At 61.1% G+C, this 20,502-nt stretch carries 19 protein-coding genes; 10 read left to right on the forward strand and 9 right to left on the reverse strand.

Features of this window, described 5'->3' with window-relative positions; all coding sequences use genetic code 11:
• Window positions 1–422 precede the first annotated feature (422 nt).
• On the reverse strand, window positions 423–1,187 hold the full coding sequence (locus AB4Y71_RS16025) for a hypothetical protein (RefSeq protein WP_134778908.1): 765 nt from the start codon (window positions 1,185–1,187) through the stop codon (window positions 423–425).
• 113 nt (window positions 1,188–1,300) lie between these two features.
• On the opposite strand from AB4Y71_RS16025, the gene AB4Y71_RS16030 reads away from it, so the two are divergent.
• Together AB4Y71_RS16030 and AB4Y71_RS16035 are read left to right on the forward strand one after the other, a co-directional pair.
• Complete coding sequence (locus tag AB4Y71_RS16030) at window positions 1,301–2,491, forward strand: alanine racemase (RefSeq protein ID WP_441721953.1); 1,191 nt, start codon at window positions 1,301–1,303, stop codon at window positions 2,489–2,491.
• Window positions 2,488–3,789, forward strand: coding sequence for a D-arabinono-1,4-lactone oxidase (locus tag AB4Y71_RS16035; RefSeq protein ID WP_441721956.1), 1,302 nt, complete (start codon window positions 2,488–2,490; stop codon window positions 3,787–3,789). Before AB4Y71_RS16030 ends, AB4Y71_RS16035 begins: the two co-directional genes overlap by 4 nt.
• Here AB4Y71_RS16035 and AB4Y71_RS16040 read toward each other — a convergent pair.
• The 3 genes from AB4Y71_RS16040 to AB4Y71_RS16050 all read right to left on the reverse strand — a co-directional run bounded on the left by AB4Y71_RS16040 (window position 3,786) and on the right by AB4Y71_RS16050 (window position 7,572).
• Window positions 3,786–4,730, reverse strand: coding sequence for an endonuclease/exonuclease/phosphatase family protein (locus AB4Y71_RS16040; RefSeq protein ID WP_441721959.1), 945 nt, complete (start codon window positions 4,728–4,730; stop codon window positions 3,786–3,788). The two genes, AB4Y71_RS16035 and AB4Y71_RS16040, sit on opposite strands and share 4 nt — an antisense overlap.
• Window positions 4,731–4,896: 166 nt before the next feature.
• On the reverse strand, window positions 4,897–6,567 hold the full coding sequence (locus tag AB4Y71_RS16045) for a thiamine pyrophosphate-binding protein (protein ID WP_441721962.1): 1,671 nt from the start codon (window positions 6,565–6,567) through the stop codon (window positions 4,897–4,899).
• Between the two features lie 525 nt (window positions 6,568–7,092).
• A complete protein-coding gene (locus AB4Y71_RS16050; RefSeq protein WP_441721965.1) occupies window positions 7,093–7,572 on the reverse strand; it encodes a gluconokinase in 480 nt (159 codons plus the stop codon).
• Window positions 7,573–7,601: 29 nt separating this feature from the next.
• On the opposite strand from AB4Y71_RS16050, the gene AB4Y71_RS16055 reads away from it, so the two are divergent.
• Window positions 7,602–8,180 (forward strand): glycoside hydrolase family 3 C-terminal domain-containing protein, encoded by a 579-nt coding sequence (locus AB4Y71_RS16055; protein ID WP_441721968.1) that lies wholly within the window; start codon window positions 7,602–7,604, stop codon window positions 8,178–8,180.
• Between the two features lie 200 nt (window positions 8,181–8,380).
• Complete coding sequence (locus tag AB4Y71_RS16060; protein ID WP_441721971.1) at window positions 8,381–8,851, forward strand: hypothetical protein; 471 nt, start codon at window positions 8,381–8,383, stop codon at window positions 8,849–8,851.
• Between the two features lie 22 nt (window positions 8,852–8,873).
• Here AB4Y71_RS16060 and AB4Y71_RS16065 read toward each other — a convergent pair whose 3' ends face one another.
• A complete protein-coding gene (locus AB4Y71_RS16065) occupies window positions 8,874–9,143 on the reverse strand; it encodes a hypothetical protein (RefSeq protein ID WP_441721974.1) in 270 nt (89 codons plus the stop codon).
• A gap of 129 nt (window positions 9,144–9,272) precedes the next feature.
• Window positions 9,273–10,754 (reverse strand): amino acid permease, encoded by a 1,482-nt coding sequence (locus tag AB4Y71_RS16070; protein ID WP_441721976.1) that lies wholly within the window; start codon window positions 10,752–10,754, stop codon window positions 9,273–9,275.
• A gap of 309 nt (window positions 10,755–11,063) precedes the next feature.
• Here AB4Y71_RS16070 and AB4Y71_RS16075 point away from each other — a divergent pair, with 309 nt between their 5' ends.
• Window positions 11,064–12,524 (forward strand): HNH endonuclease, encoded by a 1,461-nt coding sequence (locus AB4Y71_RS16075; RefSeq protein ID WP_013347546.1) that lies wholly within the window; start codon window positions 11,064–11,066, stop codon window positions 12,522–12,524.
• An 82-nt stretch (window positions 12,525–12,606) separates the two neighbouring features.
• On the opposite strand, the gene AB4Y71_RS16080 is transcribed toward AB4Y71_RS16075, so the two are convergent.
• Window positions 12,607–15,438, reverse strand: coding sequence for an FAD-binding and (Fe-S)-binding domain-containing protein (locus AB4Y71_RS16080; protein WP_441721978.1), 2,832 nt, complete (start codon window positions 15,436–15,438; stop codon window positions 12,607–12,609).
• Between the two features lie 130 nt (window positions 15,439–15,568).
• Here AB4Y71_RS16080 and AB4Y71_RS16085 point away from each other — a divergent pair, with 130 nt between their 5' ends.
• Entirely contained in the window at window positions 15,569–16,222 is a 654-nt protein-coding gene (locus tag AB4Y71_RS16085; protein ID WP_134778916.1) for a GntR family transcriptional regulator, read from the forward strand.
• On the opposite strand, the gene AB4Y71_RS16090 is transcribed toward AB4Y71_RS16085, so the two are convergent.
• Both AB4Y71_RS16090 and AB4Y71_RS16095 read right to left on the reverse strand, forming a co-directional pair.
• The gene (locus AB4Y71_RS16090; protein ID WP_441721980.1) at window positions 16,219–16,782 is read right to left on the reverse strand and encodes a hypothetical protein; all 564 of its coding nucleotides are present in this window, start codon (window positions 16,780–16,782) and stop codon (window positions 16,219–16,221) included. The genes AB4Y71_RS16085 and AB4Y71_RS16090 overlap by 4 nt on opposite strands.
• An 8-nt stretch (window positions 16,783–16,790) precedes the next feature.
• Window positions 16,791–17,222: an organic hydroperoxide resistance protein gene (locus AB4Y71_RS16095; RefSeq protein ID WP_134778918.1), complete on the reverse strand. Its 432-nt coding sequence runs from the start codon at window positions 17,220–17,222 to the stop codon at window positions 16,791–16,793.
• Between the two features lie 111 nt (window positions 17,223–17,333).
• Here AB4Y71_RS16095 and AB4Y71_RS16100 point away from each other — a divergent pair, with 111 nt between their 5' ends.
• From AB4Y71_RS16100 to AB4Y71_RS16115, 4 genes are all read left to right on the forward strand, one after another.
• Window positions 17,334–17,933, forward strand: coding sequence for a TetR/AcrR family transcriptional regulator (locus AB4Y71_RS16100; RefSeq protein WP_134778919.1), 600 nt, complete (start codon window positions 17,334–17,336; stop codon window positions 17,931–17,933).
• Between the two features lie 37 nt (window positions 17,934–17,970).
• A complete protein-coding gene (locus AB4Y71_RS16105; RefSeq protein ID WP_441721983.1) occupies window positions 17,971–18,423 on the forward strand; it encodes a hypothetical protein in 453 nt (150 codons plus the stop codon).
• Between the two features lie 120 nt (window positions 18,424–18,543).
• Window positions 18,544–19,929, forward strand: coding sequence for a rhodanese-like domain-containing protein (locus AB4Y71_RS16110; protein WP_441721986.1), 1,386 nt, complete (start codon window positions 18,544–18,546; stop codon window positions 19,927–19,929).
• 32 nt (window positions 19,930–19,961) lie between these two features.
• On the forward strand, window positions 19,962–20,501 hold the full coding sequence (locus tag AB4Y71_RS16115; RefSeq protein WP_102598754.1) for a rhodanese-like domain-containing protein: 540 nt from the start codon (window positions 19,962–19,964) through the stop codon (window positions 20,499–20,501).
• The last annotated feature ends 1 nt before the right edge of the window (window position 20,502 follow it).

The following is a 20,502-nucleotide window of genomic DNA, read 5'->3' on the forward strand; positions in this document are numbered from 1 at the left end:
TCAAACAACAAACACTTACCGGTTCTTTACCCACCATTCCAGGCGGTAATTTCGTCCAGCGTTATATTCATATTCTATAACTTCGAATTCCTGAAAGTCAAATCCATTGTTTGTGATTTGAATCGGTATTCTTAGTTCCCATTCTTTTCCAACGTTGTCCACAGGACTGTGGAAAAACCTTGATTTTCTGGGGTTTTGCTGCCGTTTCACATCCGGTTATTTCTTCCGTTTTGTTCTCGGCGACAAGGAAAAACTATACACAGGTTTTGGGGGGTCTGCAAATCGGCGAAGTCTTTTTCAGCGGTGACCGTGCACACTTAATTTTCGATCGTCGATTAAAGCCCGTATTCATGCGGATCGACGTGCGTAAAAATCCGTGAAACATATTAAGGAGACGGTTGAAAACGCACTTTGCCGTGCTGCTAGTCTTCGACAATCTCCGCTTCAATGACCCGCGGGTCGTCCAAAGGCAACGAACTCGGAGCAATCGTCGGGATACCGGCGAAAGCAACACCAGCATTCTCGATGACTCGTTTTGCCATATACCGGTTGCCTACGCCACCGATCGCTGCGCCAACACCAAACGGAACCAAGCGTCCCAAGGTGCTAGCAGCCTGGGTTCCGATGATCTTGCGCAGGAACTTCTTCTGCAAGGCACGCTGCACCGAGGAGTAGACAGTCTTGGACTTGCCAATTCCGAAGGACCTCGCCCATCCCTGGATAGGTCCGCCACCACGCCCGGCAACCTGGGAAGTCAATCCGGAAATCATCGAGCTGCCTTCCTCGCCCATCATGATGCCCATGACCAGTACTCGGGAACGATCCGGATCATCGATGGCAATACCGTGCAACTCCGCCAAGCTCTGCGCATACAACGCCGAAGCTTCGAGGAAGCCCAGCGTCGCTGCGACAGACAGACCCAGCGCTACACCGGTACCAACTGCTGGAACTGCTGCGGTTCCGCCAACGGCCGCGCCGCTACCGGTTACTACGCGCAGGTAATCGCGTTCGGCGATTGCTGCCAGCTGAGCAGTAGTGGCTTCGGGGTGCTTTTTACGCAGACGCTTGATGTACGCAAGTACCAGCGGACGCTGCACGCCAATGGCCTTCATGATGGCATCTTGCACGCCCGAGCGCGGCTTTCCATCCTTGCCAAGCAGGGTCATTGAAATTGGATCGTTTTTCATGATGGCTCCAGCCTAACCGCAAGACCCTGAGAGTTTCCTTGAGCTTTCAGCTTGAGCACAAGCACCTTGAAAAATTCGTTGATACTCCATGAACCTGGTGAAAGAGTTGGCCTATGAAGAACGCACAGGCCAAACGGTATAACCACACCTTGAAAAGTGCCGGCATTTCAGAGCATCCAGTGGCTCTGCTGGACCTGGATGCCTTTGATTCCAATCTGATCGCCCTACGCGAACGTGCCTCAGGGGTGCCGATTCGTGTCGCTTCCAAATCGCTGCGCGTCCGCAAGGCACTGGAACGGGCACTGGATGAACCCGGATTTCGCGGAGTTCTCTGCTTCACCCTGGCCGAAGCGCTTTGGCTGGCTAGCCATGGGTTGAGGGATCTAGTGGTCGCCTACCCGCAAACCGACGCTGAGGCGATCAGCCGCTGGGCTGCCAGCGAGCAGGCCCGTGAAGAAGTGACGCTGATGGTGGACACCGAAGAGCAACTGGACCTGATCGATCGGATTGCCCCGAAGCACGGACCGTTAAAGGTCGCCTTGGAACTCGATGCTGCATACTACCCCAGCAGCAATTGGCGCATCGGTGCTGCACGCTCTCCACTGACCCGTCCGGCCCAGGTCGCCGAGCTGGCCGCCGAAGTGCACCGCCGGTCTAATTTCATCCTGGACGGGCTGATGGGCTACGAGTCCCAAATCGCTTCGGTCCCCGATGGCGGTTTCAGCCCCAAGGCCCTGGTCGCCCGAAAACTGCGGCAGCGTAGCGCTGCCGAATTGGCCCAGCGCCGTGCAGAAACCGTGGAGCTGGTACGCAACCTTGGTGACCTTCGATTTGTGAATGCCGGTGGGACCGGCTCGGTGGAAAGTACCGTACAGGAGCCGGCAGTAACCGAAATAGCTGCGGGCTCGGGACTATTCGCCCCTGCGCTATTCGATTCCTTCCGCGCATTCCGCCCTGCCCCTGCACTGTTCTTGGGCTTCCCTGTGGTCCGCCGCCCCGATGAGCAGACGGTAACCATCCTCGGCGGCGGATGGGTGGCATCGGGTCCATCCGGCAAGGACCGCTTGCCCAAGATCGAACATCCTAAGAAGCTGCGCTTTCTGGCACTGGAAGGAGCCGGTGAAGTGCAGACCCCGCTGACCGGACCGGCAGCGCATCGCATCGCCATCGGCGAACGGGTGTGGCTGCGCCATGCCAAAGCGGGCGAACCAGCCGAACGGGTTAATAAGGTAGCGGTCTACGGCCAAGGCAAGATCATCGAGCAATGGCCTACCTACCGCGGTGAAGGGAAAGCATTCTTGTGAGCACCTTCAAGAATTTCGCACGGACTGTCCGCGCTCATCCCGCAGCAATCAACCGTCCGCGCAGCGTCACCGAATTATCCCAGTATCTCCAGCAGGCCGCTGCCCGGCATCAGCCGGTGCGCACCGTCGGCGCCGGGCATTCCTTTACCCCGCTGGTACATACCGACGGGGTGCTGCTGAACCTGGATGGTTTCCAGGGAATAGAAGAAGTCGACGCGTTCACCCACGAGGTGCTCTTCCGCGCTGGAACCCGGCTTTGGCAAGTCCCCGCGCTGCTCAAGCCATTCCACCTCGCGTTGGAAAATATGGGAGATATCGACAGGCAATCGATCGCGGGGGCAATCAGCACCGGTACCCACGGTACGGGCCTGAAATTCACCGGATTGAGCGCGGCGGTTACCGGCGTGCAGATCATGCTGGCCGACGGCTCGCATGTGCGTGCCAGTTCGCAGGAGAATCCCGAACTTTTCGAAGCATCCCGTCTCGGCTTGGGCGTGCTGGGCGTCCTCACCCATGTGCGCATGCGCTGCGTCCCGCACTTCATGATCCATGCGGCCGAAAGCATCGAACCAATTGGGCAGATCGCAGAAAGCTTCATGGACCGGGCCCGGCACGAAGACCATCTGGAATTCTTCTGGTTCCCGGGCACCAGCAAAGCCCAGGTGAAGATCAATACCCGGCTCGATGGGCAGAGCCCTGCAAAGAAGCCGAATCCGGTGGCCCAGTGGCTCAACGATGAGCTGCTTTCCAATGGTGCGTTGCAGCTGCTCAGCTCGGTGAGCGCGGCAGTGCCCGGCAGCACGGCCAAGTTGAATGCGGTAGCTTGCGCTGCCTTATCTGGCCGCAGCTCCATCTCACCTTGGAACGAAGCCTTCACCAGCCCCCGGCGGGTGCGTTTCGCCGAAATGGAATATGCGTTGCCGCTGGATACTTTCGCCGAAGCCTTCACCCGGGTGCGCGGATACTTCGAGCGCAACGGGGTTGAGGTGTTCTTCCCCATCGAGGTGCGAACTGCCGCCGCGGATTCCACGTGGCTGGGTACGGCTACCGGAAGGGACAGCGTGTATATTGCCGTGCACCGCTATATCCGTGATCAGGCTCCGGGATATTTTGCGGCCATGGAAGAGATCTTCCGGTCTTTGGGCGGCCGGCCCCACTGGGGCAAGGAGCATTCCCTGCAGGCAGCAGAGCTGGCTCGGCTCTATCCGAAATTCAGCGACTTCGCCAGGTTGCGCGAAACTCTCGATCCGCAGGGACTATTCCTCAACCCGTATCTTCGTGAGCTGCTTGGCGCTTAGAACTGGATATCGGTCCAGATCAGTGGAGTTGATTCCTCAACCAGATTAGGCACAGTACCGGAAATCGGCTGGGAAATGCTCGGCTGGTGTTCCTGGATGCGGCCCTGGCCTAGTACCTGCCAGGCTTGGCTTGGAACCAGGTAACTGCCCGAATCATCCAATGCGTTCTCGCGGTCCAGTCCCGCAAGGAATGGCTCCACGCGATCGGCCGCGCCTTCTTGCAGGCCCAGGGCTCCTGCGATGACGAAGCGGTCTTCGCCAACCCCTTCGGCTTGCCGGCCCTCATCGGTGCGAATGTAGTCCTCGCCGGCCAGGTAGCCGTTGATGACCTTCAGCTCATCGGCCAGACGGGCGTCAGCGAATTCCTGGTCCTGTGCATCTGGCTGGGTTTGGGTGGCCAGCACATGCACCGGCTCGCCGCGGTACTGGATCGGGATGTCCCACAAACCGGTGCTCATCACCGGGATGGAAGCAGCAAGCACGCCGGAGAAGTCGGTGTGGTGCATCATGTCATGTGCGACCTCTTGCCACCGGAGCTGGGATACGCCGGTGACCTGGTCTTGAGCGATCGGATACTTCGAAAGCACCACGATGGAACCCTGCTCGGCAAAGGCGCCCTGGCCCCATGCATCCTCGGCGCTGCCAATTACGCCGTCTGCATTCAGATCAGCACCGCTCTGCAGGCCCTTGGAACCCACTGCGAGATAGGAATACTCGTATTCCACATCCGCGCGGTCATCGTCCGGGTTCTGCAGGTACTGGTCGTTGAATGCATCCACGGCTTCCTGGGTGGCATCCATCTCGGTGAGCACTACGACATCGGCGTTGGCTCGGCTGATCTTGTCAGCAACCTGCCCCGCTTGGCGGTCAGAGCCACGCAGCAGATCCGCCGGAAGCTGCTCAGGGGTTTCGCCGCTGAGGTTTGCCTGGATGGTTGCCACGCGTAGGGAGGTCTCGGAAAGCTGTGCTGAGCTGGCTCCCGTTTCATCACCAGTTCCAGATGGGACGGCAAATGCGGCAGCCGCAGGGAACATCAAAAGTGCCCCTAGACCCAGACTTGCGGTTCCAACTAATAACTTGCGCACTTAACCACCCTACGACGTTCAGCTATCGCTTTCCAACGCCTTTACCGGATTGTAATCCCGAAGCCGCCGCTGCTTTCTTGTTCGCAGCCAGGACTTCTTCCATATAAGGGGCGCGCACATGCGTTGATACGCGGGCATCGACCAGGCACACCCCTCGCGCTCCAGCCTGGACCCACTGCCGCACCCCAGCAAGGTCTTCGAGCGTGTCAAGGCGGATTCCGGTGGCACCCATGGCGTTGGCAATGCCGGCAAAATCGACGGTCGGGATCAGCATCGGGTCCTCATGCAGGCCAATGGATCCGTACTGGTGGATTTCCGCTCCATAGGCGGAGTCGTTGTAGATGACGATTACGCCACTTTCCACAGTGCGCACGATCGATTCCAGATCCGCCAGCCCCATCAGGAACCCGCCATCGCCGGCGGCCAGCACTACCGTGCGGCCATCCGCCGCAGGGGCGGCACCGACCATCGAAGCGATGCCCAGGCCGATGGACTGGTAGGCGGTGCCCACGCAGCTCACGGAGCGCGCCCCGGTGGTCGACCAGTACATCGGTCCCCAGCCGATGAAGTGGCCGCCGTCCTGCACCAGCAGCCGGTTGGCCGGCAGGATTTGCTCCAGCTCGCTGGCCACGCGGCGCGGATCAAGCTGCCCGTCGGCGGCCTGCTCGTCACCGGCCGGGCGGCTGCGCAGGTTCGACAGATCCAGGCTCGAACGCCATCCGCCGGCTGCCGGATCAACCGCTTCGAGCAGATCTGCTGCGGCCAGAGCCGAATCTGCGGTGGCAAAGTAGTCTACGCGCGGGTTGGTGGCGGTGCTTCCCAGATCGACCTGGATCAACGTTGCATCGGCGGCGATGAGATCGCCAAAGCGCATGGTGAACTGGTTCAGCGAAGCGCCCAGCACCAGCACCGTGTCGGCCTGGGCGATGATGCGGGCGTTGGCCTCGGTGGAGAAGCCGCCGGTGATGCCCAGATCGAACTCGTAGTCCAGCAGGTCGCGGGCCAGCAGAGTGCCCGAGGTGGTGGCATCCAGCTTCTGCGCCAAGTCCTTGACGTGGGTTGCGGCATCTATCGCGCCGCGGCCGTAGAGGATGTGGGTGCGCTCGGACGCATTGAGCTTTTGCGCGATCTGCTCCAGCTGGGTGGAGTTCAGTTGCGGCGCCGGCGGGGTGCTGCGCAGCGATGCGAAATCAGGAAGCTGTTCTTCGAGGGGATCCGCTGCCGCTAAATCATAGGGAATAGCCAAGACCACCGGCAGGCGTTCGCGTAGCGCATGGGCGGCCGCTTCCATCGCGGTGGCACCCGGGGTATGGCGGTCCACGACGTAGCGCGCTGCCCCCACGCCGGCATCGATCGCAGCCTGGTCGACATCCCAACCGCGCAGGCCGGTGGTTGGGGCATCGCCGGTGATGAACAGCAGCGGGGTGCGTGCTGCGGCGGCTTCGGCCAGGGCAGTGATGGTATTGGTGTACCCGGCTCCGTAGGTGGTCGAGGCGATGGCCAGCTTGTTGGAGATGCGGAAGTACGCGTCGGCCGCGGAAACAGCGGCGGATTCGTGGCGCACGGCGGTGTAGTCGAATCCCGCGCGGACGGCGGCATCCAGGAAGTGGGCGTTGCCGTTGCCCATTAATCCGAAGATCTGCGGGGCGATGGGCTTGAGGGCATGGGAAATGGCAGCTGAAACGCTAGACATTATGGACTCTTTTCAAGAAATCGTGCTGAAGAAATTCCATATATGTCTGCCGTTACCGGTTGCTGGGCCGCAACGGGTATCGCCCCTTTTGAGAGCGCCGGAACCTGCTTGAGCTGGATTCCTGACTTCTAAATAATAAGGCACACCTCAGGAAAATGGCCATAGATCCTGGACTCCGGTGCCCTATGGCAAACTTTTGCCACGACAGTTGCACAGAATTCGAGCAGCTCCGAAGATGATCTGCAGACAGTCGAACGTGCGACCCTCGCTACGGCGTCTTGCAGAACGAGTGCCCGAGGCAAGGCGCCGAAATCAAGGGATTCCTCAGCGATTCCTCCTACAGCGAGGACGGCACCTCCAGCTGCGCCTCGGAGCTGTTGCTGCGCCTGGCTTCCCTGACGCTGGCACGCTGCTGGCCGAAAGTGGAATGCACCAGGCCTCGCCGGCGGAACCTCGGGGACCAAACGCAAAACCCGAGGCACGCACGGATTTGTCCGTACCTGCCTCGGGCTGCGCCAGCCCTACTTAATGGTTGCCCAACCAACTGGCTGCCTGACTGGCCAGTTGTTGCGGCGATGCTGAAATATCGAGCACCAGTCCGCGTTCATCTGGTTCAAGCTCTTCCAACGTTTCGAACTGGGACTTCAGCAATCCGACTGGCATGAAGTGCCCAGCACGCTCGCCCATGCGTACGGTCAGCAGCTCAAGACTCCCGTGCAGGTGAATGAACACCGTTGCAGGCGCCTGCTCGCGGATCTGATCGCGGTACTTCCGCTTGAGTGCTGAACACGCAATGATCAATGGCTCACGTTCTCCGGCTGCCGCCAGCAGACGCCCGATTTCACCGAGCCAGGGCTCGCGATCGGCATCATCCAACGGCTTTTCCGAAGCCATTTTGTCGATGATCGCCTTCGGATGCAGGGAGTCTCCATCGAGGAACTCTGCTTTGATCTGGCCACCGAGCAACTCGCCCACCGTAGATTTTCCACAGCCTGAAACACCCATGACCACAATGCGGAAAGTTCTCGGTATCGGTGAACAACAAGAACACCAGTTCCTACAAGTCCGATGATCCGGAATCGGGCATGAACCCGGAGCACATCAGCCCGATCACCATGGACGGCATTGAAGGCCTTGACGGAGCCAGCCCATTCGGCGCAGCCGATGCCTGTGTGACCCAGGGCGCCGAATCCTGCACGGATAACAGCCTGCGCTTCGGCGGGTCGCTGCCTTGGGAATCCAGCATCTTGGACTTCACCGGCATGGCCGAGTCGCAGTCCTGGGAGATCAGCCCGTCGCTGGACACCATCAAGCAGGTGATGAGCGAGGTCGAGGACCCCAGCAAGGTCGTCAGGCACGTGTACTTCCGCCAGCCATTCGTCATGGACGAGCCCAGCGGGCTGCGCGAGGCGGGCGCCATCGTGGCCGGCTTCGGCATGACCGACACCGCGCTGATGGACGTGCTCTCCGGCAAGTTCTCTCCGCAAGGCCACACGCCGTTCGCGTTGGCTGGTACACGCGAGGCTATCACCGAGCAGTTCAGCGATCTGCCCGGCTACGCTGAGACCTCCGACGGTGCGCTCTTCGACTACGGTTTCGGCCTGAGCTACTAGCCGATACAGCCCCCGGGGCCCCAGCCTGCATTCGCAGGCTGGGGCTACATTTTTTCGAGGAATTCGCATATTCTAGGAAAATAACTCCACGATGTTCACCGAGCGCCTGAGGCGAAACCCGGGGATTCAAGCTGTGATCCGTCACACCCTGATTTCGTGGGCATTCACCTAACGGCGAGCTGCCATCAACGGAGGATTCCTTGAACCACTCAAACCTGCGCTCAAATGCCACCCGGCGCATCACCGAACTGCTCAACTCACACGCAGCACGACGGCACCTGTCCACTTACGGCTGGACAGAGGGCATGCCGGTAGTCATCGCCGAACCCCATGAACTGGTTGAAGACGTCATGGGATTCATCTCCACCCAAGGCCGCGCGGTCCTGCTGGTGCTGTGCGGAGGAGAACCTGATAACTTGCAGATTTGGCACGTGACCGTGCCCAGCCCCATCTTCCCCGAAGTTCCCGCGCTCCCGGCAGAATCCACGATGGGCGACCTGTGCCGACGGAACAGCGAGTCTCGGCTCGCCACCTTCCGCGTCGGGTACTGGGCCCACAGTGCCGCAATCCATGAGATTCCGTTTTCGATCAGGACCCAGAGCGCTCCCGGAGCAGAGTCCTCCGAGCATCTGGACTTATCGGACTCCCAGAGCGACAAGCACCAGGACTGATCCGGCGGCAGAGCCCAGCTGGCTAGTCCGCTTGCCCAAGCGCCCGGCCAGCTCCGCCCTCGCCTTGCAGCCCGGTATCATCGCCGGGTTCCTGCCGGCGCACCGCATCAAGCAGCTCTTGGACCTCTTGAACCCGGCCAGTCCAATACGCCGCAGGAAGCCCGAAACCATGGCCCGCCTCCTTCTCCAGGCGTTCGAAGCTTCCGCGGTGCGCTTCCAGCGCGCTGATCAGGTCGTCGGCCTGGTCGGCGGTCAACGAAAGATGGATATCCCTGCGGCCTGTGGTGCTCATTGCAAACTCCTGCTCATTCGAGTGATTCCCACCCTACGCGTATCGCAAGCACGAGCCGAATAGCGCCGATGAATACCATGGAATTCACACCTTCCACCGAACCTCTTTCTCCTGCAGCACCTGGCGTTCCTACTTCTCGTCGGCGAGAGTGGCGGCGTATTCCTGCTTGGTCATCTGGCCCAGGCGCGAACGACGCCGGCCATAGCCCAGGTAGACGGCAGCACCGACGATCATCCAGATGATGAACACCGCCCAGGTATGCCAGCCGAGTTGGCTCATCAGGAACAAGCAGGCGAGGATGCCCAGGATCGGGGTAATCGGGTACAGCGGCACGCGGAAGGTGCGTTCGGCCTTCGGCTGGGTTTTGCGCAGGTACATCACCGATGCGCCCACCAGCGCGAAGGCGAAGAGGGTGCCGATGCTGGTGGCGTCAGCCAGCGCGCCTAGCGGGATGAACCCAGCCGTGATCGCGACCAGGATGCCGGTGATCCAGGTTCCGGCAACCGGGGTTCCGGTGCGCGCCGAAACCTTGCCGAACACCGGCGGCACCAGTCCATCGCGGGACATGGCCAGCAGGATGCGGGTCTGGCCGTAGAGCACGGTCAGCACCACCGAGGCGATGGCCAGCACGGCAGCCACCGCGAAGATCAGCACGAAGACCGGCCGGCCGGTCAGCTCGCCAACGATCTGCACCAGCGGCGCCTGCGCACCTTCGAACCAGTTCCATTCGCGCGCACCGATGGCCGAAACGGCTACCAGCACATAGCTGATGGTCACGATCAGCATCGAGAGCATGATGGCACGCGGCAAATCGCGCTTCGGGTTCTTCGCTTCCTCGCCGGCGGTGGAGGCGGCATCGAAACCGATGTAGGAGAAGAACACGCTTGAGGCCGCGGCGGTCACGCCGGCGGCGCCCATTGGCAGCAGCGGTTCGAAGTTGCCCGCATTGAAGGCGCTGAAGGCGACGATCGAGAAGAAGATGAGGATTCCGGCCTTGATGGCCACGACAATCGAGTTCACGATGGCCGATTCGCGCGCCCCGCGCACCAGCAGCAAGGTGGCCAGCGCGATGACGATCAGTGCCGGCAAGTTCACCACGTCGCCTTCAGCAGGTCCCCCGGCAAGCATCTGGGGCAGTTCCATGCCGAAGGTCCGCAGCGTTTCGTTCACGTACTGGCCCGCACCTACGGCCACCGCAGCCACCGATACCGCATATTCGAGCACCAGGCACCAGCCGCAGATCCAGGCGATGCCTTCGCCCATGGTCGCGTAAGAATAGGAGTAGCTGGAGCCGGATACCGGAACCATGCCGGCCATTTCCGCATAGGACACCGCAGAGAGCAGGGCGGTGATGCCCGCGATCACGAAAGAGATCCAGATGGCCGGGCCTGCGACCGGCACCGTATCGCCGAGGATTACCAGGATGCCCGTGCCCATGGTGGCGCCGACGCTGATCATGGTCAGCTGCCACATGCCCAAGGTTCGTCGCAGCTGGCCCGCTCCCGCATTGGTCTGCGACTCGGTGATCATGTTCGCGATCGACTTGCGACGACGCAGCTGGGCACCGAGCATTGTGGCCTGGCGCGAGCTCATGGATGGTTTGCGATTCATCGCGAGTCCTCAATGGGGGTGTTATTGCTGCCTCGATCCGGCCTTGGATGCGGCCGGGCGCTGCAAATGGAAGTTCCGAACTGGAACATCATGTCATGCTCCCACCGGGCCAGGATCTCTTGGAAACCAGCGAATTTTCCGCATTTACGCCCTTTTACTTGGGCATTCAACGATATTGCACCGTGCGGGCCATCGAGATTTTGAGATGGATATCATTACAAGGTTTGCATAAGTATGCACGCAACGCAGATTCCGAAGTTTTCCACATTATTAGAAGACATGTTCTATCTAAAGAAGTATAATTAGAACATGTCCGAAGCAAAGGCGCACGGAAGCAGCCTCACCCCACCAGCACCACATGAGGACTTCGACCTCCACATGCAAATGGTGCAAGACGACCTGTCTGCTATTGAAGAACATGGCAGCAAAACCGAGTGCGCCCAAGGCATCGAATTACTGGAGTCTTTCATCTCCACATTGCGCTTCAAGCAGGCCGCCCTCGGCCACCAACTCGAGAAGGAATTCGTTCGAGACCATGAAGAACGTGGCATCCACATGGATGACCAAACGCGCGGCGCAGCCGCCAGCGTCGCTCTGGCCCGCAGGCAATCACCGCACGGAATGCGCAATTACTTGGTCAATTGCCGCATCCTCTTCGAAGACACCCCTCACCTCGCGGCAGCCTGCGCACGCGGAGAATTCACCGAGGCGCAAGCCCAAGCCATCCTGACTCCGTTGCAAGCCCTCAAACCCCTGCGTCGCACCGAGTTCGACCAGTTCTTCGCCCAGAACCCGGACATGTTCGAGTCCATGGGCACTAACCAGATCAAGGAAACGGTCCATAAGTTCGTCCTGTCCTACACTTCAGACCAGGAATCAATCGAGCAGAAAACCGTTGAAGAACAACGCAAACTCAGCCTGAAAATCGACCATCAGCGCGGCCGCATCATGATCAACGGCGAATACCCCCTGCTGCAGGGCATGTGCCTGAAGAACTACTTGGACGATGAGTCAAAAGCCCTGCGCAAAAAAGGCGATAAGCGCTCTCGCGCCCAGATTCGTGCCGACCTGCTCTTCAGCTACATGATGATTGGTGAACCTTCCAAGATGCCCATCGCGCTGCACGTCGGTGTGATCATGACCGACCGAGCCCTCTTCGCCGGCGAACGCGAACCAGCCTATTTGGAAGGTTACGGATTCATTCCTGCCCAGAGCGTGCGTGAATGGATTAGCGGGCATCAGATCCCAAATGACCTGACCCCCGAGCAGATCGATGCCAAACCTGACCAAGAACTCATCGAACAGCTCGAAGTGCGCACCGAACTCGCCCGCTTCTACACGGCGCCCGGTGACCAGGACCTGATCACCATGGATTCTAAAGCCCGGATTTTCCCGGAAAAGCTCAAGAAGTTCATCGCGGTCCGCGACAGACACTGCCGCACGCCATTCTGCGACGGAATCGTCGAGGAAATAGACCACGTCAAGCAATACGCCCGTGGCGGCAAGACCACTGTTTTCAACGGCGATGGCCGGTGCGCTGCCTGCAACAAAGCCAAGGAAGCCGTCGGTTGGTACGAATACATTGCATTCGGCAACGGCCATCCCATCATGGTTTGCCCAGGATCAGCAATGTCGTACAAGTCCACCGCACCACCGGCCACCGGATACGCGCACAAACCGTTCCCTCAATTGAGATGCGATTCGAAATGGATGCAGAAACTCAAGGAACGACTGAAACCGCATGACGGCCCCGAAGATCTCGCGGCCTGATCCTCGGCAAGTACCAGCTCTAAGCATCACCCTGCGGCAAAGCCGCCTGAAAGTTGCCTTTCAAGCGGCTTTGTCCTGAGTGCTACTTGCCAGCAGCCTCTGCCAGCAATTCAACGATGTGGCGGTATTCCTTGCCGGTCGCACGAGTCATGCCCAGTTCGCAGGTACGGTTGCACGAAGCATGTTCCTGCGCATCCAATTCACGAACCTCGGCCGCTTCCCGGGCAGTTGCAGACTCGGTCAGCTCAGGGTGCAGCATGCCGCGATCGCCGGCAAAACCACAGCAACCCCAATTGACCGGGGTGTTCACGGTGTCAGCGACTGCCTCGGCAATCTTCTGCATATCCGGGTTCAAGCCCATCTGCGTGGATGAGCAGGTCGGGTGCAGGGTCACCGAGGAGATTTTCTGCATTTCGGGCAGCTTGTCGAGCAGGTGTTGCGAAGTGAATGCCAACAGATCCACTACCTCGTAACCGTGCTCGGCCAGGGTGTGCTCATAGCCTTCCGTGCAGCTCGAAGCATCCGAGATAATCGGCAAGTTCTTGCCCGGCATGGCAGCTCGGATTTCCTCCAGCACACGCTGGCCCATGACTTCGTGGCCCTGCTCGTAGCCCTTGGAAGTCCAAGGGGTGCCGCAGCAGGTGGATTCAATGCCTTCTGGGACGTATACGGAGACGCCGGCAGCGTGCAGCAGCTTGGTGAATGCCGGGGCAACACCCTCGCCATCTCCAGCCGGGCCAAACATCGAATTCACGCAGGCTGGCAGGTAGATCGCCAGAGGCTCGGTGCCAACGGCACCTAAGTTCCCGGCCATTGGCTTGCGGGCTTCGCCGCCACCTGGCAGGTCAGCATCGTAGCGTGGCATGAGATCCTCACTGACCACCTTGCGAACCAAGTCGGTAGCGCCGCGGACCACTGCGGTCGGGAACTTGTCGGCAACGCTCAGCGCCAGCGAACCAGCGCGGGTCGCACCACCCCAGCCCTTGGCAGCGGCTTTGAAACCGGCTTCCAGCACAGGATGTGCATCTTCGCGGCGCAGGCGCTTGACCAGCAGGCCGGTATTGATGCCCACAGGACATGCGGTGACGCACATGCCGTCAACGGCACAGGTCTGCACGCCGTTGTACTCGTAGTCGCGCTCGAGTTCGGCCACCAGGGCGGTGTTCCCCTCGGCTTCGGCCTTGGCAATGGCGCGGCGCACCACGATGCGCTGGCGCGGGGTCAGGGTCAGGTCCTTGGACGGGCAAACCGGTTCGCAGTAGCCGCATTCCACGCAGTGGTCCGCTTCAACCTCGATGGTCTCGTTGAGCTTGATGTTGCGGATGTGCGCGGCATGGTCCTCATCGATGATCACGCCCGGGTTCATCATCAGGCGGGGGTCGCAGGCGGCCTTCAGTTCCAGGTGCACCTCGTAGAGCTCATCGCCGTACTGCGCGCGAACGAATGGCGCCATAGCGCGGCCGGTGCCGTGCTCCGCCTTCAGGTTGCCGTCCTTGTCCAGGATCAGCTGCACCATCTTGTCGTTGAAGGAGTTGTAGCGGTTCAGCGCCACATCGCCCTCGAAGCGGTCGGTGAGCATGAAGTGGATGTTGCCGTCCTTGGCGTGGCCGAAGATCACCGAATCCTCGTAGCCGTACTCGGTGAATAGCTCCTGCAGGCTGTCGCAGGTTTCGGCCAGGGTCTCAACCGGGACGACGACGTCTTCCAGCAGCGCGGTGGTACCCGAAACGCGGGCGCCGGCCACCGAAGCATACAGGCCCTTGCGGAACTTCCAGGCGGCCTGGCGGTTCTTGGCATCCGGGGACAAGATGGCTGGAGCACGCAATGCCGAAGCATCGAGCAGCGACTGGCCTGCGGATCGCAGCCCAGCCAGCTCCTCTTCGGTGTCCGCGTGGTACTCCACCAGCAAGGCGGCCTGCTGCTCGACGTCGAAGCCCATGATGGCATCGGGCACGCCAGGCAAGGACTGGCCGACGCGCAGCGAGGTGGAGTCCATCAGCTCCAGGGTGGCTGCACCGGATTCCACGAGCTCAGGCAGCGCACGGGTGGCCAGATCCAGGTTGTCGAATACGGCCAAGGTGGCGACAGCCAGCTTGCGGATCGGCACAGTGCGGAAGACGGCCTCTGCGACGAACGCCAGGGTTCCCTCGGAACCGATGATCAAGTGTGCCATCAGCTCGGCAGGCCTATCGAAGTCCAGGAAGGCGTTGATGCCGTAGCCCATGGTGTTCTTCAACGCGAAGTGCTTTTCGATCTTCGCGACCGAAGCAGGATTGCTGCGCACGCGCTTGAGCAGTTTGTCCAAAGTGGCAACCAGCCGCGGCTCGGCGGCGGCCAGCTTGCGGTCAGCCTCGGGATCCGCGGTATCTATCATAGTGCCCGATGGCAGCACGAAGGTCATCGATTCCAGGGTCCGGTAGGTGTTGAATTCGGTGCCGCAGGCCATGCCCGAGGAGTTGTTGGCGATCACGCCGCCGATGGTGCATGCGGCCTCGCTGGCCGGGTCCGGGCCCAGCTTCGTTCCGTAGACCGCCAAGCGGGCGTTGACCTGGCGCACGGTTGTTCCGGGCTGCACGCGCACGCGTGCTCCCTTATCGAGCACGGTAATCCCGCGGAAGTTGCGGCGCACATCGATCATCAGCCCGTCGCCACTGGCCTGTCCGGCCAGCGAGGTGCCGCCGGAGCGCAGGGTGACCGGCTGGCCCTTGGCGGCGGCGGCCGTCAGCAACGCCGATACTTCGGCAGCATCCTTGGCCAGCACCACTGCCTGCGGGGTGTACAGGTAGTGCGAGGCATCCGAAGCGTAGGCAACGCGGTCGATGGATCGGGTTTTAACGCGGTCTTGGTCCCCGACGAGGTCAAGGATCGTGGACGAAACGGTTGTTTCGCCGAGTGCTGGCGTGCTCAAAGCCATGGTGCGCTCCTGTGCGGTTGGCAAGCGCCGCTTGCCGAATACGAAAATTGTCTAACAAGTACTCATGTCATAGTAGTACGATTCGTGGGATACTTGTTAGGTTGTTTTCCAGCAGGGCGAAAGGATCCATGTGGCAGCCCGATTAGGTGTGGTTTCCGTGGTTCAGGCCATCGTGAAATCTTTGCGTGCCAGAATTTTCAGCGGAGAACTGGCCCCCGGCACGCCGCTGGGCGAGGTCGACGTTGCTGCGCACTATGAGGTGGCCCGGCCAACAGCAAAAGCGGCTTTGGAAAACCTCGTTGCCAGCGGCTTACTGACGCGCAACGCGCATCAGAGCGCTAAAGTCACGCTGCTGACTTCGGCCGACGCTCGCGACATCTACCGCACCCGAGCCATCATCGAAGCCGAGGCGGTCCGACTACTGGCGAGCACCGGCCAAGTCCCAGAAGCCGCTCGCCAAGCCAATGCGGAAATCACTGCCCTGCGCGATGCGTCCCCGATCGACATCGTGGACCCGGATGTCCAGTTCCACTCCGCCCTGGTCCAAGCCCTCCAGTCGCAGCGCACCAGCTCCATCTACGGCCAGCTCAGCGATGAAATCCGCTTGTGCATGACCCATGTGCAGGATGCGACCTTGCTCAACACCGCAGATATTGCCGACGAGCACGAACGCCTGCTTCAGTGCATTGAAGCCGGTGATGCCCACGGTGCCGCCGAGGTATTGGCCCAGCATCTGGCCAACGCCAGCGCACGATTGGCCAAGCACCTCGACAGCTTGGCCTAGACGCTGACCTTGCGCAGTTTTGCGCTCAAGACGATGGCCGAGACGAGGAAAAAGACCGCCCCGAGGGTCGCATAGCCCGCTACCCCGGCCATCATTGCGCGTCCCAGGAGCCCTTGGTAGAGGAAACCGCCACCGGCGAGCACCGAGATACCTCCCGATAGCACCTGCGCAATTTGGCCGCCGGCACCTCGGTTGCGAATCGCGGTCAGCAACTGCGCGACACCGGAGGCAATCGCCCACACTCCCCAGAGAGCAACGGCCGCCGGCAGCGAGATCGAAGAGGCGATCCCCAAGGCAATGGCAACCACTGAACTCAAGGCAATCGCTGCCTTCTGTACCGCCCAGGAGCCCCGCCCCGCGGGATCCGCTCGCATTTGCCACAGCACGGCGCCTGCATCGAATGCTGGAAAAATTACCAGCAGCGCTGTCAGCAAGATGCTCGGTTCAGTCGCCCGGGCGGCCGCTGCAAGCATGAGGCCAACCCAGATGATTGCCACGGCGAAGCGGGCGAAATAAAGGTTGCGCAACTTGCGGCTGTAATCGCTGGACGTGATGCTCATGGCGGTGCTCAAGCTACGACGCTGGTCAGCGTCACCGGAATATTGCCGCGAGTGGCGTTGGAGTAGGGGCAGACGGCGTGCGCGGCGTCAACTAGCTCGTCAGCCATTTCCTTGTTCAGGCCCGCAGCGAAGTTCACCTGCAGTGCCGCTTCCAATCCGAACCCGCCTTCCGGGGTCTTACGCAGGGAAACTTCTGCGGTGACGGTGGAGTCCGCGATCTTGACCCTGCGCTTCGCGGCGACGAGCTTCAGAGCGGAATGGAAGCAAGAGGCCCAGCCGGCAGCAAAAAGCTGCTCGGGATTGGTTGCACCGCCCGGGCCGCCCATGGAGGTCGGGGTTTCCAGCGTGACATCGAGCAAGCCATCGTCGCTGACAGCGCGGGCCTGGGAACGGCCATTGCCGGTTGCGGTTGCGGTGGTGCTGTACAGGGGTGCTGACATGTTGCGTCTCCTCAAAATCCGGAACTAGTAGAGTTGCTAGTTCGTCTACATTCACTAAGGTAGACTACTTCGTATACCTGCGCAAGAACTTTTTTCTACTTGGAGGCACTCGTGCAATCAGAAGCAGCGGCCAAATCCATCCGAACCCGCTCGGCCGGTGCCACTCGCGAGCGCATCCTGGAGGCAACCAGCCGCCTGTTCTACACCCAAGGCATCCGCGCAACGAGCGCCGACAAGATCATTGAAGAAGTAGGAATCACCAAGGTCACCTTCTACCGCCACTTCCGCAGCAAAAGCGACCTGGTCGTCGCCTACCTCGGCGAGCTGGGCGAAAAGGAACGCGAGTGGCTCCAAAGCGTGCACGACCCCTCAGACCCGGCCGCTTCACTCGGCGCGATCGCAGAAGGCATTGGCGCGTCCAGCTGCAACCCGGGATTCCGCGGTTGCGCATTCATTAACGCGGCGGCCGAGTATTCAGATCCGGCAGACCCGGTACGCGAAATCATCGGCACGCACCGCCAGTGGATGCTCGAAAAATTCGCCGACATCGCCTCCGATGCCGGAGTCAAGGATCCACTAACCGCTGCACGCCAGTTCATGATGCTGCGCGACGGAGCAATGGTCAATGGCTATTTGGCAGAATCTGCAGATCTGGCGCAGTCGCTGAAGTCGGCTTTCACTTCGGTACTTTCGGCTGCAACCGGCAAATAGCTCGACAGCGTCCACCGAAGCAGGCAAAGTTACTTACATGGGTATCTTCGCAAGCCGTAAAAGCATCGAGCAGCATTTCGCGCGCATGGAACAGCGCCTGGCCCGGGCGAAGCCAATGGCAACGGACAAGTTCAACGTGAAAACCCAGATTCTCACCAAGGGAATGCGCAAAAACACCCCCGAGGCGGGCCTGGAACTGGGCATCGGCACGGTCACCGCATGGCTCAGCGCGCATGAAACTTTGCGCCTATTAGAGGGCACGATTTCAATCCTCGAAGGGTGGCCGGATTCTCCTGCGGAAATATTCATCTCCGCTCCGGCGAGCGCATCCGCCGACTCCGATGCCGGCGCGGCAATGGCGCACCTTCCCGCAGATCACCTCGGCATCCTGCATCCCTCCAGCGACGGGGAACTGCAGTTGCTAGGTTCATTGGATCCTCTCGAGCAGAAACAGCTGCACAGCTGGTTGCGCCAGTTCGCACAAGGCTAGAACCACCCTCCCCCAGAAGTGATTTTCGACAGTTCAACGTATACCCCCACCCGTATTTTTGACATACCCCCGGGGGTATCATGTATGGTGGTTTCAATTCATCTTTGAAAGGAACCAACCATGCTGCTTGAACGCCTCTACGACGAAGACCTCGCACAGGCCAGCTACTTCATCGGCTGCCAGGCCAAGGGCGAAGCCCTGGTAGTTGACGCACGCCGCGACATTTCCGACTACCTGGCATTGGCGGCCAAGCACGGCATGCGCATCACTGCCGTAGCCGAAACCCACATCCACGCCGACTACCTCTCCGGAACCCGCGAGTTGGCCGCCGCCACCGGCGCCACCAGCTACGTCTCGGGCGAAGGCGGCAAGGACTGGCAGTACGGCTTCGAAGCCGAGCGCCTGATGGATGGCGACGCCATCGTGCTGGGCAACTTGCGCATCACCGCCCGCCACACCCCCGGCCACACCCCAGAACACCTGGCCTACGCCGTCACCGACGGCGCCTTCAGCAAGGCCCCGGGCTACCTGCTCTCCGGCGACTTCATCTTCGCCGGCGACCTGGGCCGACCAGACCTGCTCGATGAGGCAGCCGGCGGAGTGGACACCCGCTTCCAAGGCGCCCGTGACCTCTACGCCTCGCTGAAGAAGACCCTGGCCGAACTGCCCGACTACATCCAGATCCACCCTGGCCACGGCTCGGGCAGCGCCTGCGGCAAGGCGCTGGGCGCGGTCCCTTCCACCACCCTGGGCTACGAGCGCGAATTCGCATGGTGGAGCACCTACCTGGCCAACGACGACCAGGAAGGCTTCATTGCCGAACTGCTCAACGGCCAGCCCGACGCTCACGCGTACTTTGGCCGCATGAAGCGCCAGAACCGCCTGGGCCCAGCGGTCCTCGGCGAGCTCGAAGCACTGGAAGAAGTACCGGCAGCGCGAATCGCGGAGCAGATGCGCTCGGGCGCCTCGGCATTCGTCGACACCCGCGGGCACACCCAGATCGCCCAAGGCACCGTAGCCGGGGCCCTGTCCATCCCGGGCACGGCGAAGACCGCAAGCTTCGGCGCTTGGGCCTACGACCCGGAAAAGGATGAACGCGATCTGATCGTGCTCGCCGACTCCGTCGAGCATGCCGCCCAGATCCGCGCCCACCTGATGCGCGTGGGAATCGACGCGGTCAAGGGCTTCACCACCAGCCTCGAAGGCTTGACCCTCGTGAAGCCGAAGTCGATCACCCCAGCCCAGCTGGAAGGTTTCGACTACGCAATGCTGCTGGATGTGCGCAACAAGACCGAGTTCGCCGCCGGGCACATCCCGGGCGCTACGCAGCTGTCCGGCGGACGCGTGCTGTGGAACCAGGATCAGTTGCCAACCCGCGGCGCCATCGTGACCTACTGCCAGAGCGGCATGCGCAATGCCGTGGCCGCCAGCGCCCTGCGCGATGCCGGCTTCGAGATCATCGAGCTTCAGGGCAGCTACCTCGGCTGGTCCGCCTTCGCCAACTAACCACCCCTGCAACGAAAGCTGAACCCCCGCCAATGACTAGCACTTTGAACACCATGGACGCCGCAGCGCTCAAGTGCCTGGTAGACGCCCCCGACGCCGACCTCGCCTTGATCGATGTGCGCACCGCGGGCGAATTCGAGACCGTCCACATTCCCGGCTCGTACAACGTACCGCTGGAAGAATTCACCGCGAACGCCGCCGAAGTGCTGGCCAAGATCCCGGGCACTCCGGTCTTGATCTGCCACAGCGGCAACCGCGCCTCCAAGGCGCAGCGCGCCCTGAACGAGCAGCAGCTCGGGCACAGCACCGTACTGATCGGCGGCGTCACCGCCTACGAAAACGCCGGCGGAACAATGGTGCGCGGGGTGCAGCGCTGGGCACTGGATCGCCAGATGCGCATGACCGCAGGTTCGCTGGTGCTCGCCGGCCTGCTGGGCGCAAAGTTCATCTCCCCGAAGTTCGCCTACCTCTCGGCCGGAATCGGCGGCGGACTGGTGTTCTCGGCAGTGCGCGATTCCTGCCCGATGATCAGCGCCCTGGGCAAGATGCCCTGGAACAAGGTGGCGAAGTAAA

It is taken from the genome of Glutamicibacter sp. MCAF14 (assembly GCF_052114325.1).
Taxonomy (GTDB): domain Bacteria; phylum Actinomycetota; class Actinomycetes; order Actinomycetales; family Micrococcaceae; genus Glutamicibacter; species Glutamicibacter arilaitensis.

Excerpts from the sequence above, each read along its gene's own strand:
- AB4Y71_RS16080 (WP_441721978.1), bottom strand. The coding sequence starts at position 15,438 with ATGGCTTTGAGCACGCCAGCACTCGGCGAAACAACCGTTTCGTCCACG.
- AB4Y71_RS16070 (WP_441721976.1), bottom strand. The coding sequence starts at position 10,754 with ATGAATCGCAAACCATCCATGAGCTCGCGCCAGGCCACAATGCTCGGT.
- AB4Y71_RS16030 (WP_441721953.1), top strand. The coding sequence starts at position 1,301 with ATGAAGAACGCACAGGCCAAACGGTATAACCACACCTTGAAAAGTGCC.
- AB4Y71_RS16110 (WP_441721986.1), top strand. The coding sequence starts at position 18,544 with ATGCTGCTTGAACGCCTCTACGACGAAGACCTCGCACAGGCCAGCTAC.
- AB4Y71_RS16090 (WP_441721980.1), bottom strand. The coding sequence starts at position 16,782 with ATGAGCATCACGTCCAGCGATTACAGCCGCAAGTTGCGCAACCTTTAT.
- AB4Y71_RS16050 (WP_441721965.1), bottom strand. The coding sequence starts at position 7,572 with ATGGGTGTTTCAGGCTGTGGAAAATCTACGGTGGGCGAGTTGCTCGGT.
- AB4Y71_RS16065 (WP_441721974.1), bottom strand. The coding sequence starts at position 9,143 with ATGAGCACCACAGGCCGCAGGGATATCCATCTTTCGTTGACCGCCGAC.
- AB4Y71_RS16095 (WP_134778918.1), bottom strand. The coding sequence starts at position 17,222 with ATGTCAGCACCCCTGTACAGCACCACCGCAACCGCAACCGGCAATGGC.
- AB4Y71_RS16115 (WP_102598754.1), top strand. The coding sequence starts at position 19,962 with ATGACTAGCACTTTGAACACCATGGACGCCGCAGCGCTCAAGTGCCTG.
- AB4Y71_RS16045 (WP_441721962.1), bottom strand. The coding sequence starts at position 6,567 with ATGTCTAGCGTTTCAGCTGCCATTTCCCATGCCCTCAAGCCCATCGCC.
- AB4Y71_RS16025 (WP_134778908.1), bottom strand. The coding sequence starts at position 1,187 with ATGAAAAACGATCCAATTTCAATGACCCTGCTTGGCAAGGATGGAAAG.
- AB4Y71_RS16105 (WP_441721983.1), top strand. The coding sequence starts at position 17,971 with ATGGGTATCTTCGCAAGCCGTAAAAGCATCGAGCAGCATTTCGCGCGC.
- AB4Y71_RS16075 (WP_013347546.1), top strand. The coding sequence starts at position 11,064 with ATGTCCGAAGCAAAGGCGCACGGAAGCAGCCTCACCCCACCAGCACCA.